General features: G+C 72.2%; 11 protein-coding genes, 1 tRNA gene, 1 other RNA gene and 2 pseudogenes. 10 read left to right on the top strand and 5 right to left on the bottom strand.

Going from position 1 to position 15,556, the window contains the following annotated elements; all coding sequences use genetic code 11:
* Positions 1-112: 112 nt before the first annotated feature.
* A complete protein-coding gene (locus ABZ854_RS17310; RefSeq protein ID WP_361210978.1) occupies positions 113-2,503 on the top strand; it encodes an excinuclease ABC subunit UvrA in 2,391 nt (796 codons plus the stop codon).
* Positions 2,504-2,615: 112 nt separating this feature from the next.
* Positions 2,616-3,410 (top strand): DNA-formamidopyrimidine glycosylase family protein, encoded by a 795-nt coding sequence (locus tag ABZ854_RS17305; protein ID WP_361210975.1) that lies wholly within the window; start codon positions 2,616-2,618, stop codon positions 3,408-3,410.
* Positions 3,411-3,444: 34 nt separating this feature from the next.
* On the opposite strand, the gene ABZ854_RS17300 is transcribed toward ABZ854_RS17305, so the two are convergent.
* Positions 3,445-4,431 (bottom strand): hypothetical protein, encoded by a 987-nt coding sequence (locus ABZ854_RS17300; RefSeq protein WP_361210973.1) that lies wholly within the window; start codon positions 4,429-4,431, stop codon positions 3,445-3,447.
* A 281-nt stretch (positions 4,432-4,712) separates the two neighbouring features.
* Here ABZ854_RS17300 and ABZ854_RS17295 point away from each other — a divergent pair, with 281 nt between their 5' ends.
* From ABZ854_RS17295 to gap, 3 genes are all read left to right on the top strand, one after another.
* Positions 4,713-4,889: a hypothetical protein gene (locus ABZ854_RS17295; RefSeq protein ID WP_361210970.1), complete on the top strand. Its 177-nt coding sequence runs from the start codon at positions 4,713-4,715 to the stop codon at positions 4,887-4,889.
* A gap of 33 nt (positions 4,890-4,922) precedes the next feature.
* Positions 4,923-5,879: a helix-turn-helix domain-containing protein gene (locus ABZ854_RS17290; protein ID WP_361210967.1), complete on the top strand. Its 957-nt coding sequence runs from the start codon at positions 4,923-4,925 to the stop codon at positions 5,877-5,879.
* A 121-nt stretch (positions 5,880-6,000) separates the two neighbouring features.
* Positions 6,001-7,011 (top strand): type I glyceraldehyde-3-phosphate dehydrogenase, encoded by a 1,011-nt coding sequence (gene gap / locus ABZ854_RS17285; protein ID WP_361210964.1) that lies wholly within the window; start codon positions 6,001-6,003, stop codon positions 7,009-7,011.
* 163 nt (positions 7,012-7,174) lie between these two features.
* Here gap and ABZ854_RS17280 read toward each other — a convergent pair whose 3' ends face one another.
* Positions 7,175-7,819, bottom strand: a complete 645-nt coding sequence (locus ABZ854_RS17280) for a dihydrofolate reductase family protein (RefSeq protein ID WP_361210961.1) — start codon at positions 7,817-7,819, stop codon at positions 7,175-7,177.
* Positions 7,820-8,320: 501 nt separating this feature from the next.
* On the opposite strand from ABZ854_RS17280, the gene ABZ854_RS17275 reads away from it, so the two are divergent.
* A complete protein-coding gene (locus ABZ854_RS17275) occupies positions 8,321-8,560 on the top strand; it encodes a hypothetical protein (protein WP_361210958.1) in 240 nt (79 codons plus the stop codon).
* An 8-nt stretch (positions 8,561-8,568) separates the two neighbouring features.
* Here the strand turns inward: ABZ854_RS17275 and ABZ854_RS17270 are convergent.
* Both ABZ854_RS17270 and ABZ854_RS17265 read right to left on the bottom strand, forming a co-directional pair.
* Positions 8,569-8,778, bottom strand: a pseudogene (locus ABZ854_RS17270) (transposase); the annotation flags it as partial.
* A 68-nt stretch (positions 8,779-8,846) separates the two neighbouring features.
* The gene (locus ABZ854_RS17265) at positions 8,847-9,482 is read right to left on the bottom strand and encodes a hypothetical protein (protein ID WP_361210955.1); all 636 of its coding nucleotides are present in this window, start codon (positions 9,480-9,482) and stop codon (positions 8,847-8,849) included.
* A 719-nt stretch (positions 9,483-10,201) separates the two neighbouring features.
* Here ABZ854_RS17265 and ABZ854_RS17260 point away from each other — a divergent pair.
* On the top strand, positions 10,202-11,587 hold the full coding sequence (locus tag ABZ854_RS17260; RefSeq protein ID WP_361210952.1) for an alpha/beta fold hydrolase: 1,386 nt from the start codon (positions 10,202-10,204) through the stop codon (positions 11,585-11,587).
* Positions 11,588-11,625: 38 nt separating this feature from the next.
* Positions 11,626-12,424: pseudogene (locus ABZ854_RS17255) on the top strand (tyrosine-type recombinase/integrase); the annotation flags it as partial.
* A 5-nt stretch (positions 12,425-12,429) separates the two neighbouring features.
* Here ABZ854_RS17255 and ABZ854_RS17250 read toward each other — a convergent pair.
* Positions 12,430-12,517: transfer RNA gene (locus ABZ854_RS17250), tRNA-Ser, on the bottom strand.
* A gap of 72 nt (positions 12,518-12,589) precedes the next feature.
* On the opposite strand from ABZ854_RS17250, the gene ffs reads away from it, so the two are divergent.
* Both ffs and ABZ854_RS17240 read left to right on the top strand, forming a co-directional pair.
* Positions 12,590-12,688: signal recognition particle sRNA small type (ffs, locus tag ABZ854_RS17245), an RNA gene on the top strand.
* A gap of 92 nt (positions 12,689-12,780) precedes the next feature.
* A complete protein-coding gene (locus ABZ854_RS17240; protein WP_361210950.1) occupies positions 12,781-15,090 on the top strand; it encodes a DNA polymerase III subunit gamma and tau in 2,310 nt (769 codons plus the stop codon).
* The last annotated feature ends 466 nt before the right edge of the window (positions 15,091-15,556 follow it).

Here is a 15,556-nt window from a genome sequence, read left to right as displayed (position 1 = left end):
GTCGGCGACGGGGCCGCACGCATCGGTCAGGAATCGAGAAGCGTCCACGGCCGGCCCCCGGTTAGCGTTGCCTCAGTCGGCCTTCCCGGCGCCCACGACGGATGGAGTCACGATGAGCATGGCCACGAGGACGGACACGCAGTCGCCCGAGCCGCACGCCGCCGACAGCCACGACCTGATCCGGGTGCACGGGGCGCGCGAGAACAACCTCAAGGACGTCAGCGTCGAGATCCCCAAGCGCCGGCTGACCGTGTTCACCGGCGTCTCCGGCTCGGGCAAGAGCTCGCTGGTGTTCGACACCATCGCCGCCGAGTCGCAGCGCCTGATCAACGAGACGTACAGCGCGTTCGTGCAGGGCTTCATGCCGACCCTGGCCCGCCCCGAGGTCGACGTACTCGACGGGCTGACCACCGTGATCACCGTCGACCAGCAGCGGATGGGCGCCGACCCCCGCTCCACCGTCGGCACCGCCACCGACGCCAACGCCATGCTGCGCATCCTCTTCAGCCGGCTCGGCACGCCGCACCTCGGCTCGCCCAAGGCGTTCTCCTTCAACGTGGCCTCGATCAGCGGAGCCGGCGCGGTCACCGTGGAACGCGGCGGCCAGAAGGTCAAGGAGCGCCGCAGTTTCAGCATCACCGGCGGCATGTGCCCGCGCTGCGAGGGCCGCGGCTCCGTCACCGACATCGACCTCACCCAGCTCTACGACGAGGACAAGTCGCTGAACGAGGGCGCCCTCACCGTCCCCGGATACAAGCCGGGCGGCTGGAACTACCGGCTCTACACCGAGTCCGGCCTCTACGACGCCGACAAGCCGATCCGCTCGTACACCAAGAGGCAGTTGCAGGACTTCCTGCACCGCGAGCCGACCCGCATGAAGATCGCGGGCATCAACATGACGTACGAGGGGCTCGTCCCGCGCATCCAGAAGTCGATGCTGTCCAAGGACCGGGAGGCGATGCAGCCGCACATCCGGGAGTTCGTGGACCGCGCGGTCACCTTCACCACCTGCCCCGACTGCGAGGGCACCCGCCTCAACGAGGGCGCCCGGTCGTCCAGGATCGGCGGCGTCAGCATCGCCGACGCCTGCGCGATGCAGATCAGCGACCTCGCCGAATGGGTCCGCGGTCTCGCCGAGCCGTCCGTGGCGCCGCTGCTCACCGCGCTGCGGCAGACCCTCGACTCGTTCGTGGAGATCGGCCTCGGCTACCTCTCGCTGGACCGGCCCGCGGGCACGCTGTCCGGCGGCGAGGCGCAGCGGGTCAAGATGATCCGCCACCTCGGCTCCTCGCTCACCGACGTGACGTACGTCTTCGACGAGCCGACGACCGGCCTGCACCCCCACGACATCCAGCGGATGAACGCCCTGCTCCTGCGGCTGCGGGACAAGGGCAACACGGTGCTGGTCGTGGAGCACAAGCCCGAGGTCATCGCCATCGCCGACCACGTCGTCGACCTCGGCCCCGGTGCCGGTACGGCGGGCGGCACCGTCTGCTTCGAGGGCACCGTCGAGGGGCTCAGGGGCGGCGGCACCATCACCGGCCGCCACTACGACGACCGGGCCTCGCTGAAGAAGTCGGTGCGGGGGCCCAGCGGCACCCTGGAGATCCGCGGCGCGAACCGGCACAACCTCCAGGACGTCGACGTCGACGTCCCGCTCGGGGTGCTGTGCGTGATCACCGGAGTCGCCGGCTCCGGCAAGAGCTCCCTGATCCACGGGTCCGTTCCCGCCGCCGCGGGCGTGGTCTCGGTCGACCAGACGCCGATCCGCGGCTCGCGGCGCAGCAACCCGGCGACGTACACCGGGCTGCTCGAACCGATCCGCAAGGCGTTCGCCAAGGCCAACGGCGTCAAGCCCGCCCTGTTCAGCGCCAACTCCGAGGGCGCCTGCCCGACCTGCAACGGCGCCGGGGTCGTCTACACCGACCTGGCGATCATGGCCGGCGTCGCCACGACCTGCGAGGACTGCGACGGCAAGCGGTTCCAGGCGTCCGTCCTGGAGTACCACCTCGGCGGCCGGGACATCAGCGAGGTGCTCGCGATGTCGGTGACGGAGGCCGAGGAGTTCTTCGGCACCGGGGACGCGCGCACCCCGGCCGCGCACAAGATCCTCGAACGGCTCACCGACGTCGGCCTCGGCTACCTCACCCTCGGCCAGCCGCTCACCACCCTGTCCGGCGGCGAACGGCAGCGGCTGAAGCTGGCCACGCACATGGGCGACAAGGGCGGCGTCTACGTACTCGACGAGCCGACCACCGGTCTCCACCTCGCCGACGTCGAGCAACTCCTCGGACTGCTCGACCGGTTGGTGGACTCCGGCAAGTCCGTCGTCGTCATCGAGCACCACCAGGCGGTCATGGCCCACGCCGACTGGATCATCGACCTCGGCCCCGGCGCCGGCCACGACGGCGGCCGCGTGGTCTTCGAGGGCACCCCGTCCGAGCTGGTCGACGCCCGGTCGACGCTGACGGGGGAGCACCTGGCGAAGTACGTGGGCCGCTGACCGGCCGCCCCGCCGATGTGCCGCGCGTGAGGGGACATTCCTCGGGCGCCGCGCGTGAGGGGACCTGTCCGTACGAGACTGGACCCGTCCCCTCAATCAGGGAGGCAGGCCCGTGCCCGAGCTGCCCGACGTGGAAGGATTCCGGCAGGTGCTGGAGTCCTGTGCGCGGCGCCGGGTGATCCGGCGGGTCGAGGTCCGCGACACCGGCGTGCTGCACGGGGTGAGCGCGCGGCGGCTGCCCGACGCACTGGAGGGCAGGCGCTTCGCCGCACCCGATCGGCACGGCAAGTGGCTGCTCGCCCGGACCACGGCGGGCGGCCCCACCGTCCTGCTGCACTTCGGCATGACCGGCCTGCTGCTGTGCCGCCACCCCGACGACCCGCCCGAGCCGCACGACCGCGTCCTGTTCACCGTGGGCGCCGACCGCCGGCTCCACTACCGCGACCAGCGCAAACTCCGCGGCCTGTGGCTGGCCGACGACGAGAGCGCCGTACACCGGCTGCTCGCGGACCAGGGCCCCGACGCGCTGGCGGTGGACCGGGCCGCGTTCGAGGCCGCCCTCACCGCGCACCGCGGCGGGATCAAGAGCGTGCTCACCGACCAGCACGTCCTCGCCGGGCTTGGCAATCTGCTCGCCGACGAGATCCTGTGGCGTGCCGGGCTGCGCCCGACCCGTTCCGCGCGGGACCTCACCGAGGCCGAACTCCGGCGCCTGTTCACCCACATGCGCCGCACCCTGCGCTCCGCGGTCGCCGAGGGCCGGGTCCCGCCCCGCGACTCCTGGCTCACCGGCCACCGCGACGAGCCCAGCCCGGTCTGCCCGCGCTGCGGCTCCCTCCTGACCAGGTCCCGGGTGGGCGGCCGGGGCACGGTGTGGTGCCCCCGCTGCCAGCCGGACGGGGGCTGAGGCTACGGCCGCCGGGGTCGGGTCCCGCTCGCGTTCAGCCCACGCACAGGACGAGCAGGCAGAGCTGCTGGTGCTGATGCTGGGGCTGTGTGGCCTGGTCCGACGTGGTCGAGGTGCTCGACGTGGTGGTCGTCGGCGAGGTGCCCGAGTCCGTGCCGCTGGTGGGCGCGGGGGCGGGGGCGGGCGACTGGACGGGGGTGGTGACAGCCGTCGTACCCGTGCTGCTCGTGGTGCCCGCGGTGTTCGTCGTACCGGTGGAGGTGGTGTGTGCGGTGCCCGTGTGACCGGAGGCGGTGCCGTCCGAGGACGACGCGGCGGTGTACGACTGCGGTGCCGACAGCGCCGCCGTGTGGACCTGGGTGCCGTTGCCGGTGCCGGGCCGGCCACCGGGTGCCGTACGCACCGAGGCGGTGGCGTAGTGCGCGGTGGTGTGGCCGGAGGCGGGCGACAGGGTGTGCGTGGTCGGCACGGAGCGCTGGGTGTCGGGACGCGGGGAGGTCGGCAGGACGTCGTCCTGCGCCGACTGTCCCGCGCCCGGGTCCTTCGGCCCGGCCGCCGCCTGCGCGCGGTCGCCGGACTGCCGGTCCATCGAGGCCAGGGTCAGCCCGCCGCCGACGAGCGCGACGGCGGTCGCGACCACGGCCCGGCGCTGGGTCTTCTTCCACCGGGCCCGCTGCCGCCGCCGCGCGGCCCGTCCCCGTGGCGCGACCGGCACGGCCTCGAGATCGACGTCGCCATCGCCATGGTCGTTGCCGTCGGCGTCCCACGTGTCCGGGGCGACGGGCGCCGGCCTCTCCGCCGGCGCCGTCATCTCGGTGAGGGGGAAGGCGGCGGGGCCGGGCACGAAGTCGTGGGAGCCGTAGGAGCCGTAGGAGCCGTAGGAGTCGTAGGGGGCCGCGGGGGCGAAGCCGGAAGCGGCGGCCGGGGTGGTGCTGGGGGCGATGTCGGGTGCGTACGCACCGCACCCGGGACACACCAGGGCGCCGTTGAGATGCCGACGACACGAGGAGCAGTAGTCCATCTGCGGTCTTCCTGACTTGGCACGCCGTCGACCCCCCGGGCCGCGGCCCGGTCACGTTCGCACGCGGGATCGAGCAGCCAGTAACGGTAACGATGCTTTCGAAAGACTGTGTGCAGCCGATGTGAGGCTCCTGCGGGGGTTCCCGGGCGAGGGTGCGTCGCCGGCCCGGCCGTCCTGTTTTATCGGCCTGTGGGCATGACCCGGCTGTCGCCCACCGAGACCCACGGGGGCCTGCGTCCCCCGGGAACAGTCCCCGTAGCCGCTCCACAGAAGGACCCGCTGTGACCCCCAGCCCGACCGGAATCGACCGCCTCCCGGTGTACGAGAGCCTGATACGCGAACTCGGCGACGCCGTGGCGGAAGCCCGCGTGGTGGCCGAACAGACCCAGCACCACATGACCCTGGCCCTCACCTGGCCCGGCCCGCCCCACCCGGAGCCCCGGTTCGACCACATGTGACGTACGAGGGGCGCCCGCTCGTACCCTGTCTCCGTGTCGTCCTCCCGCCTGCACCGCGTCGCCGTCCTGGTGCTGGAGGGTGCGAAACCGCTCGACGTCGGTATCCCGGCGCAGGTGTTCACGACCCGGGCGAGCATGCCGTACGGGGTGCGGGTGTGCGGGGCGGCACCCGGTCTCGTGACCGGTGGCGACGGCCTGTCGTACTCCGTCGCCCACGGGCTCGACGCCCTCGACTGGGCCGACATCGTCTTCATCCCCGGCTACCGGTTCCCGGACCGCGACGACCCGCCGCGGGCCGTCGTCGACGCGCTGCTCGCGGCCCACGCCCGGGGCACGCGGCTCGCCGCCATCTCGACGGGCGCCTTCGCGCTCGCCGCGACGGGCCTGCTCGACGGCAGACGGGCCACGACGCACTGGCACTACTCACGGGCGCTCGCGGCGAAGCACCCGCGCGTCCAGGTCGACGAGAATGTGCTGTTCGTCGACGAGGGCAGCGTGCTGACGTCGGCGGGCGCCGCCTCGGGCATCGACCTGTGCCTGCACATCCTGCGCGGCGACCTCGGGGTGGCCGCGTCCAACCACGCGGCCCGGCGCCTGGTAGCGGCCCCCTACCGCAGCGGCGGCCAGGCGCAGTACGTGCCGCGCAGCGTGCCGGAGCCGCTCGGCGAGCGGTTCGCCGCCACTCGGGAGTGGGCGCTGCACCGGCTCGGCGAACCCCTCACCCTGGAGATCCTCGCCGGGCACGCGGCGGTCTCGCCGCGCACCTTCTCGCGCCGCTTCGCCGAGGACACCGGGTACACGCCGATGCAGTGGGTCATGCGCGCCCGCATCGACCTGGCCCGTGAACTGCTCGAACGTTCGGAACGGAGCGTGGAGCAGATCGCCGCCGACGTCGGCCTGGGGACCGGCGCGAACCTGCGGCTGCACTTCCAGCGCATCCTCGGCACCACACCGAGCGAGTACCGGCGCACCTTCACCCGGGGCGAGTAGCTCCCGCCCGCGCCGGGGACGCCGTATGGCGCGATCCTTGCGAACCATGGCGATCGCGCCGCTGTCCGGGGCGAAGGCCTCGCGCGAGGCTGGTGAGGAACCGAAGGGGATGACACCACTCATGACTCGTACGACTCGCATCGCGATCAACGGATTCGGCCGCATCGGACGCAATGTGCTGCGCGCCCTGCTCGAACGCGACACCGACCTCGACATCGTCGCCGTCAACGACCTCACGGAGCCCGCCACCCTCGCCCGGCTGCTCGCCTACGACACGACGGCCGGCCGGCTCGGTCGCCCGGTGACCGTCGACGGGGACGTCCTCGTCGTCGACGGCCGCCGCATCAAGGTGCTCGCCGAGCGCGAGCCGGCCCGGCTGCCGTGGGCCGAACTCGGCGTCGACATCGCCCTGGAGGCCACCGGCCGCTTCACCTCGGCCAAGGCCGCCCGCGCCCACCTCGACGCGGGTGCGCGCAAGGTCCTCGTCAGCGCGCCCTCGGAGGGCGCCGACGTCACGCTCGCGTACGGCGTCAACACCGACGCGTACGACCCGGACGTGCACACGGTCGTCTCGAACGCCTCCTGCACGACCAACGCGCTCGCCCCGCTGGCCGCGGTCCTCGATGAACTCGCCGGCATCGAGCACGGCTTCATGACGACGGTGCACGCCTATACGCAGGAGCAGAACCTCCAGGACGGTCCGCACCGCGACGCCCGCCGCGCCCGCGCCGCCGCCGTCAACATCGTGCCGACCACGACGGGCGCCGCCAAGGCGATCGGCCTGGTCCTGCCGAACCTCGACGGCAAGCTGTCGGGCGACTCGATCCGGGTGCCGGTCCCGGTGGGCTCGATCGTCGAACTCAACACGACCGTCGCCCGCGACGTCACCCGCGACGAGGTGCTGGCGGCGTACCGCGCCGCGGCGGAGGGCCGGCTCGCCGGCGTCCTCGAATACTCGGACGACCCGCTCGTCTCCGCCGACATCACGGGCAACCCGGCCTCGTCGATCTTCGACTCGGCCCTCACCCGCGTCGACGGCCGCCACATCAAGGTGGTCGCCTGGTACGACAACGAGTGGGGCTTCTCGAACCGGGTGATCGACACCCTGGAACTCCTCGCCGGCACCCGCTGACGGGCGCACCCCCTGCCGGGGGATGCAGGCAGGACGAGCACCCGCCGGTCCACCCGGGGGCCTCGACCGCTCAGCGGCCGGGGCCTCCTCGACGCCGAACAGCCCGTACCCACGCTCGTCCCACGCCCCTCGTGACCGCATCCGTACCCGAGGGGCGCTCGCCTCACCTCCGCCAGAACAGGTGGTGTGTGACGCCGCTCGGGCTGGGCACGACCTCGAGGTGGAACCGGTCGAGCAAGTCGTCCGGGGACTCCCAGAGCCGCAGTCCGGACCCGAGCTTCACCGGCGAGACCGCCACATGCAGGGTGTCGACGAGGTCGGCGTCGAGGAACTGCCGGATGGTGGTGACCCCGCCGCCGAGCCGGACGTCCTGGCCCTGCGCGGCCTCTCGTGCTCGTTCCAGGACCGTGACCGGGTCGCCGTCGACGAAGTGGAACGTGGTGTCGGAAAGAGTGAACGACGGACGCGCGTGGTGGGTCATGACGAACACGGGGGTGTGGAACGGCGGCTCCTCCCCCCACCAGCCGCGCCACTCATGGTCCTGCCAGGGCCCACGCTGGGGCCCGAACTTGTTGCGCCCCATGATCTCGGCGCCGATGCCCCGCGCGAAGTCCCGGGTGAAGTAGTCGTCCAGGCCCCGGCTCCCGCCGGCATCCGTACGCATGGGCCAGCTCGCCGTGGCCCCGGCCCACGTGAACAGCCTCTCGGGACCGTCCAGGCCGAACGGCCGCTCGAGACTCTGGTGCTCACCGGCCCCGATCCCGTCACTCGAGATGTTGAAGTTCATGACTCTCAGCAGTTGCTCCATGCCTGACCTCACCTGCTCCTGTCGCGTCCTGGTACGGCAAGCAGCCGCACACCATGACGTCGAACGGGCCGGCCCCGGATCGACAGCGACCCGCGACTTTTTCCAAGGCAGGCGAAAAGAGCAGGGGTGCCCGCCGGAGAGCGAGGGAGACGCAGAAACGCCAGAGGGCCGGCGGAGGATACGAGATTCGAACTCGTGAGGGGTTGCACCCAACACGCTTTCCACCTGTCCGCGTGGCCCTACGGGGCCGTCCGTACGGGTTCGCGAGGCAGGTCAGAGGGGGTGCGCGTCCCGCTGCACTGGAACGAGGATCCCTCGTGACTCTGAGGCACGTTTCCCTCCAGACGAGTTCGGTCCGTTCCATGACAGCTGACCGATGATCCCCGCGTATGGCTTTTGCTGATCTGGCTCAGCCGCATGGGCTGAAAGGTCAGCCGGTTCGAAACCGGGCAGGCCCAGCTAGGCCGTGCCGCAACCAGGACACTCGCCTAACTTCAGAACATGGACTTCAACCTCACCGCGGAAGAGGAGGCCTTGGTCTTCCATGTGGTCTCCCTCCTCCACTCTGGCCTCTCCCCCACGGATGACGACCTGGCGGAGGAGATGGGCGATGAGGTCCGCCCTCTCCTCCAGTCCCTCCTGGACAAGGGCTGGCTCGTCATCGACGAGGAGCGAGAGCTGGCGTTGTCGATGATCGCGCGGGCTGCGGTGTCCAGCCGGAAGGATGTGGAGGGACCTTAGAAGTCATCTCATTTGGTGAGTCGGCGGTGGCAGACGAGAGCGGCGGCGATGGTGGCGAAGGCTGCGAAGTGGGTGCTCATGCGTGCGTAGCAGCGGTGGAGCCGGCGGAAGCCGCCGAGCCAGGCGACGGTCCGCTCGATGGTCCAGCGGTGGCGGCCGAGGCGGGTTGAAGAGTCGATGCCGCGGCGGGCGATGCGGGCCGTGATCCGCCGTCACCGCCACCGGTGCACGGTCCGCCGGTCCGGGGTCGCTGACAGAGTGGCATGGCCGGGCAACGGAGTGACCGTCAGAACTCGGCGATGCCCGCGGGTTGGCTGCTGTGCGGCGTCGTGGCGGCGCCCAGGACCGCATCGGCAGCGGTGACTTCGGCGCGGACGAGGGCGACGAGGGAGGCGGTGTTGGCCGGTGTGGCGTCGTAGCCGGCGAGGGTCACGCCGACGGCGTGACGGCCGTCCAGGACACCGATACCGATGTGCGTCTCGCCGCCCATGGTGACGATGCCGCCGGTGGTCGCCGTGCCGATGCGTGGCGTGGTCAGCGGTGTGAAGCCCGGGACGGCGCGGCTGGCCTTGGCGGCCTGCTGGAAGGCGGTCGCCGCGACGGGGGCCGTGCGGTAGAGGTCGACGGAGATCGTGACCTTCCTGGTGCCGGTCGGGTCGGCGTACACCACGGCGACGGTGGCCGTGGGCATGCCGACGGCGGTGCGGTCCGGACCGACGCTCACGACCCGAGTGACCTCGGGGAAGAACCGCCCGACGGACTTCAGCGACAGTGTCACGTTCGTCGGCAGCGACGCGCCTGGGCTCTGTTGTGCGACGACGACCGGCGACGGGGTCAGCGCCTGCGCCGGCACCGCGCACACCCCGGCTGCCAGTGCAGCGGCCGCCGCGAGCGACGGCACGGCGAGTGGTCCCTTTCGCATGCTCGTCTCCCATCCTTCCGGGTACTTCCCCTGGCACCCCCCTCCGGCCAGTCTCGCCGCCCGTCGCGCCTGCGGCGATACGAGCGGCCACCGCTCCAGGGCCCGGCGGTCCCGGACGGCCGGGCGGCATCCGCACCGGCTCCGCGCAGTTCGTCAGCCACCTGTGGTCGGTCGGGTCGAGCTGACGCGTCGTGCACCGGCTCCGCCCGGTGGGCGGCCAACCCCCCATCGCAGAATTGATCTGATTTCAAGTCGGATCCATCCGGTGTGCGGACGCGGGAAGCGGCAGGGCCCATTGCGCGTCCGTCGGATCACCACACGGAGTCATATCAAGCCGACGATCTGGTGATCACCGGGTCACGGCCTGGCGTCACGTGATCGCACTCGTCGACCGAGGTGCGACCCTCGACAGGCTGAGGGACCATGGCAGCTGAGGCTGCCGCGGCGGGACACGCGTCGGCCGGGAATCCACCGCACCTGGAAAATCGGCACCGCCTGCGACGTCGGCAGACACGCCACGTGGGAGAACGCCATGAATCGGACCGTTCGTTTGCCCCGGGCCGGGCATTCGGGTCGGATTCCTCGCGGTGACGCTCTGTCTTGCACTGCTGTCCAGCGCACCACTCGCGCCGGCCGCGACCGCCGGCTCCACCGCGAGTCCGCAGGTACCTGCACACACCGCCAGGTTCGAGCCCGGCGCCTGCCCCCACCCGGCGCCTGTGCCGACCCTGGCCACCGCGCACTGCGGCTTCCTGGTGGTGCCCGAGGAGCACGCCGATCCGGGCAATGGACGCAAGCTCCGGCTGGCCGTCGCCATCGTCCCGGCGGTGTCGCGCATCCCGGCCGCGGACCCCATCGTCTACATGGCCGGTGGCCCCGGCGTCGACCCGATCGTCCAGGAGACGACCTCGCTGGTCGAAGCCGGCGTGAACCAGGACCATGAGCTGATCATCATGGACCAGCGCGGCACACTCTCCTCGCAACCCGCGCTGCTCTGCCCGGAGATCGACCGGTTCAACGCCTCGGCCGTCGGCCTGCCGTACGACGCACGGGCGACGGAGAGCGCGCACCTCGCGGCCACCCGGGCCTGCCACCAGCGCCTGGTCGCCGAGGGCGTGAACCTTGCGGCGTACAACACCACTGAGAACGCCGCCGACTTCGCCGACCTGCGCACCGCCCTGCGCATCGCACAGTGGAACGTGTACGGCACCTCGTACGGCACCGACCTCGCGCTCACCTACCTGCGCGAGCACCCGCAGGGGATCCGCAGCGTGGTGCTCGACTCGGTGTTCCCGCCGGACATAGCGAGCCTCGGCGCCACCTGGGGCAGCCTCCAGGAGGCGTTCGGCAACATCTTCGCCGCCTGCGCCCAACAGCCGACCTGCGACCGGCGTTACCCTCACCTCGAGGCCACCTTCACCCATCTGGTGCAGCAGTTGGAGGCCCACCCCATCACCACCCAGGCCTCACCCGGGCCCGGCCTGGCGCCCGTCAAGGTGGTGATCGACGGCGGCGCGCTGGTGCAGTGGCTGGTCGGCGTCGGCGCCCAACCGGCCGGGATCCCTGCGGCGATAAACGCGCTGGCGCACGGCGATCCGCGGGCGGTCGCCCAGGTGCGCGCCGCAGCCGCCGATCCGGCCCGTGCCGGCACCGACGGCACCGGGCTCTTCTACGGCGTGCTGTGCAGCGAGTGGGTCCCCTACCAGCCGGCCCGGCAGGTCCTGGCCTCCGGGCGCGCCGCCTTCCCCGCGTATCCGCACTCGGTGCTGGCCCAGGCACCGCAACTACCCTTCATGAGCGAGGACTGCGGCATCTGGGACGTACCGGCGGCGCCGGCCGCACAGCGCTCCGTGACGCACAGCAACGTTCCGACGCTGCTCGTCTCGGGCAGCTTCGACGCGCGCACGGCGCCGAGCCTGGCCGACCACGCCGCGGCCACGCTCCCGAACTCCACCACCATCGTCATCCCAGGCGCGGGACACGTGGTGGTACCGAAGTCGGCCTGCGCGCAACAGGTGTTCGCCTCCTTCCTGGCCAATCCCCAGTCGCCGGACACCCGCTGCGTGGCCGGTCTGCGGCCGGCGCCGTTCAAGGCGGGCCCGTAGCGGCCCGACCCGGACGACAGGTGCGGCGATACGGCGGTACGGCTGAGGCGGTACGGCGCGGCTACGCGGCGAGGAATCCGCCGCACTGGCGAAGCCGCCACGGCTGGAAGAGGACCAATCCGAGGTTGAGCCCTACTCCGTGGAAGGGGTTCAGTGCCTGTTGCTCGAAGCCAACAAGCGACGGAACAGCGCCCGCTGGATTCTGGCGCTGGCGCTCGGACTACGGCAGGGCGAGACGCTCGGACTGCGCTGGGCTGACGTCGACCTGGACAACGAGTACCCGAAGCTGCGCCGGAACCGTCTGCGCCCCCGGTACGAGCATGGGTGCCCGGAAGCCTCGCCATGCGGCCGTAAGGCGGGGTACTGCCCGGCCCCTGGTCGCCATGATCCGGGTACCCGCGAGACGCAAGAGCGCGAGCGCAAGGCCGCCGGCGACCTGTGGACCGAGTCGGACTACGGGTTCACCAAGCCGCTGGGTGGCCCGCTGGGCCCGAACACGGACTGTCACGACTGGAAGCGGCTGCTGGAAGACGCGGGGAGCCGGAACGCCCGGCTGCATGACGCACGTCACACGGCCGCCACCGTGCTCATGGTGCTCGGCGCCCCGGACCGCGTCATCGATCAGATCATGGGGTGGGAGCCGGCACCTCCGCGAGTGTGCGGGCGAGGTATCTGCATGTGCCGGACGCCATGCTCAAGGACGTGGCCCGGAAGATCGCCGAAGCCATCTGGGGATCTGGGAACACCCGCTGTGGACAAAACCAGGACAACGAAGTCCGAGGACAACGCCGAAGGGCCCCACCTTGCGGTGGGGCCCTTCGACATCGTGCCCGGTGAGGCACTGGCGGAGGATACGAGATTCGAACTCGTGAGGGGTTGCCCCCAACACGCTTTCCAAGCGTGCGCCCTAGGCCTCTAGGCGAATCCTCCGCCGGAAACATTACATGACCGAGGGGAGTGCTCGCGAACTCGTTCCCGCAGGCCCGGATCGGGTACTGTGGGCGCAGCCCCTCACGCGGCGCTATCTGACTGAACTCCCCCAGGGCCGGAAGGCAGCAAGGGTAGGTTGGCTCTGGCGGGTGCGTGGGGGGCGCTTGCGTTCGAGGGCATCGCCGACGGGGAGGGCGGGGCGGTCGGACCCCGGCGGGCTTCCGCGGGCCGGATTGTCAGTGGGCGCCTATAACCTCGTAAGCGTGTCGTCTCTCGCGCTGTACCGCCGCTATCGCCCGGAGACCTTCGCGGAGGTCATCGGGCAGGAGCATGTCACCGACCCGTTGCAGCAGGCGCTGCGGAACAACCGGGTCAATCACGCATACCTGTTCAGTGGTCCGCGCGGCTGTGGCAAGACGACCAGTGCCCGCATCCTGGCCCGCTGCCTGAACTGCGAGCAGGGGCCGACGCCGACGCCCTGCGGCGAGTGCCAGTCGTGCCGCGACCTCGCGCGCAACGGGCCGGGCTCCATCGACGTCATCGAGATCGACGCCGCGTCGCACGGAGGCGTGGACGACGCCCGTGACCTGCGCGAGAAGGCGTTCTTCGGGCCCGCCGGCAGCCGGTACAAGATCTACATCATCGACGAGGCCCACATGGTCACGTCGGCCGGCTTCAACGCCCTGCTCAAGGTCGTCGAGGAACCGCCCGAGCACCTGAAGTTCATCTTCGCGACCACCGAACCCGAGAAGGTCATCGGGACCATCCGGTCGCGCACCCACCACTACCCGTTCCGGCTCGTCCCACCCGGCACGCTCCGCGACTATCTCGCCGAGGTCTGCGGCCGGGAGGAGATCCCCGTCGAGGACGGCGTGCTACCGCTCGTCGTGCGGGCCGGCGCCGGATCCGTGCGTGACTCCATGTCCGTCATGGACCAGTTGCTCGCGGGCGCCGGAGCGGAGGGTGTGACGTATGCCATGGCCACCTCCCTCCTCGGGTACACCGACGGCTCGCTCCTCGACTCCGTCGTCGAGTCCTTCGCCACCGGTGACGGAGCGGCCGCCTTCGAAGTCGTCGACCGGATCATCGAGGGCGGCAACGACCCGCGCCGCTTCGTCGCCGACCTGCTGGAGCGGCTGCGCGACCTGGTGATCCTCGCCGCGGTGCCGGACGCGGCCGACAAGGGACTCATCGACGCCCCCGCCGACGTCGTCGAACGCATGCAGGCCCAGGCCGGCACCTTCGGCCCCGCCGAGCTGAGCCGCGCCGCCGATGTCGTCAACGACGGCCTCACCGAGATGCGCGGCGCCACCTCGCCCCGCCTCCAGCTCGAACTCATCTGCGCCCGCGTGCTGCTCCCCGCCGCCTACGACGACGAGCGCTCCGTCATGGCCCGCCTCGACCGGCTCGAACGCGGCGTCAGCTTCTCGACCGGCGGCGGCGCGCCCGCCATGGGGTACGTCCCCGGTCCCGACGCCCACCTTTCCGCGAGCGGCGCCGACGCGCCGGCGGTCCAGGTCCCCCCGGGCGGCGGACCGGCGGCCGCGCGCGCCGCCGTACGCGCGTCGGGCGGGCCTGCGGGAGCTCCCGGTGCCGGTGCGGGGGCCGGTGCGGGGGCCGGGGCCGGTGCGGGCCCAGCGCCCGCCCCCACGCCAGTCGCGGCCACGCCGGAAGCCCCTGCGGCGTTCGTCGCGCCTACGGTTCCTGCCGCGCCCGTTCCTTCCGCGGCGCCCCCGGCCCAGGCGCCGGCCGCCAGCCCCGAGACGCCGGCTCCCGCGGGCCCCGGTGCCTGGCCCACGGCCGCCCCGGCCGGTGGCGGCCGACGGCCCGGCGGCTGGCCCACGCCGGCCGCGGCCGGCTCGCAGCCGGGTCAGGACCCCGCGCAGCGGCCCCAGCAACAGCAACCGCAACAGCAGCCGCAACAGCCGCAGCCCCAGCAGCAGGCACCGGTGCCGTCGGCGCCCGCCCCGGCCGGTGGGCTCGACCCCCGCATGCTCTGGCCGAACATCCTGGAGGCCGTCAAGAACCGCCGTCGGTTCACCTGGATCCTGCTCAGCCAGAACGCCCAGGTGACCGGCTTCGACGGCACCACGCTCCAACTCGGCTTCGTCAACGCCGGAGCCCGGGACAACTTCGCCAGCACCGGCAGCGAGGACGTGCTGCGGCAGGCGCTGGCCGAGCAGTTCAACGTGCAGTGGAAGATCGAGGCGGTCATCGACCCCTCGGGCGGCTCCGCACCCCCGCCGCCCGGCGGCTCACCGGGCTACGGCGGCGGGGGCGCGGGCTATGGGAACGCCGGTCCCAGTGGCGGCTACGGCGGCTCCCCGGCCCCTCGCCCGGCAGCGCCGGCACCCCAGCCGGCCGCCCCCTCGCCCGCCCCCGCCCCACAGGCCGGTGGCACCGGCTCCGCGGCCCCGGCCCCTTCGCCCGCCCTCCGCCCCGCCCCGGTCGCCCCGGAGGACGACGTCCCCGAGGACGACGACCCGGACCTGGACGAGTCGGCCCTGTCCGGCCACGAACTGATCGTCCGCGAGCTGGGTGCGACGGTGGTCGAGGAATTCACCAACGAGTAACCGCCCGCGCCGCCCCCGGCCGACCCGCCCCGACGCACCGCGATACGGGGCTCCGGTCTGCGGCCCGTCCCGACGCACCGCGACGCGGGGCTCCGGCGTGCTACCCGTCCCGGCCCGGCGCGCGCTCTCGCCGACCGCGGGTGACTTCGCGGCTGCCCGGCATCGAGTGGCCGGGCCGGATCAAGCCACCCCGGCCAACCCCGGTCCACAGTCCCGTCCTCAGGCCCAGGGCGGGCGTTCGCCGCCCGCAACCGGCTCAGCCGGCCGCCGGCCGGTGACTTCATCGGCCGCTCGGCTTTGGCCCGCGTGCAGGCGGCGACAAGCGCACCCACCCGGTCGCGGCACCCGCTCCGGGCCATGGCATCCGTTCCGGGGCGTGGCGCTCCGCCGCCGAACCCCGCCCCCTCGGCCCCCGCATCGCTCGGCCCCCGACGCACGCCTCGCCGCAGGCGGCCCGAACGTCTCG

It is taken from the genome of Streptomyces sp. NPDC047028, from assembly GCF_040644095.1.
Classification (GTDB): domain Bacteria; phylum Actinomycetota; class Actinomycetes; order Streptomycetales; family Streptomycetaceae; genus Streptomyces.
The sequence above is the reverse complement of the archived record's forward strand: the minus strand, read 5'-3'. Positions and strand labels throughout refer to the sequence as shown.

Excerpts from the sequence above, each read along its gene's own strand:
- ABZ854_RS17300 (WP_361210973.1), bottom strand. The coding sequence starts at position 4,431 with ATGGACTACTGCTCCTCGTGTCGTCGGCATCTCAACGGCGCCCTGGTG.
- ABZ854_RS17280 (WP_361210961.1), bottom strand. The coding sequence starts at position 7,819 with ATGGAGCAACTGCTGAGAGTCATGAACTTCAACATCTCGAGTGACGGG.
- gap (WP_361210964.1), top strand. The coding sequence starts at position 6,001 with ATGACTCGTACGACTCGCATCGCGATCAACGGATTCGGCCGCATCGGA.
- ABZ854_RS17275 (WP_361210958.1), top strand. The coding sequence starts at position 8,321 with ATGGACTTCAACCTCACCGCGGAAGAGGAGGCCTTGGTCTTCCATGTG.
- ABZ854_RS17310 (WP_361210978.1), top strand. The coding sequence starts at position 113 with ATGAGCATGGCCACGAGGACGGACACGCAGTCGCCCGAGCCGCACGCC.
- ABZ854_RS17265 (WP_361210955.1), bottom strand. The coding sequence starts at position 9,482 with ATGCGAAAGGGACCACTCGCCGTGCCGTCGCTCGCGGCGGCCGCTGCA.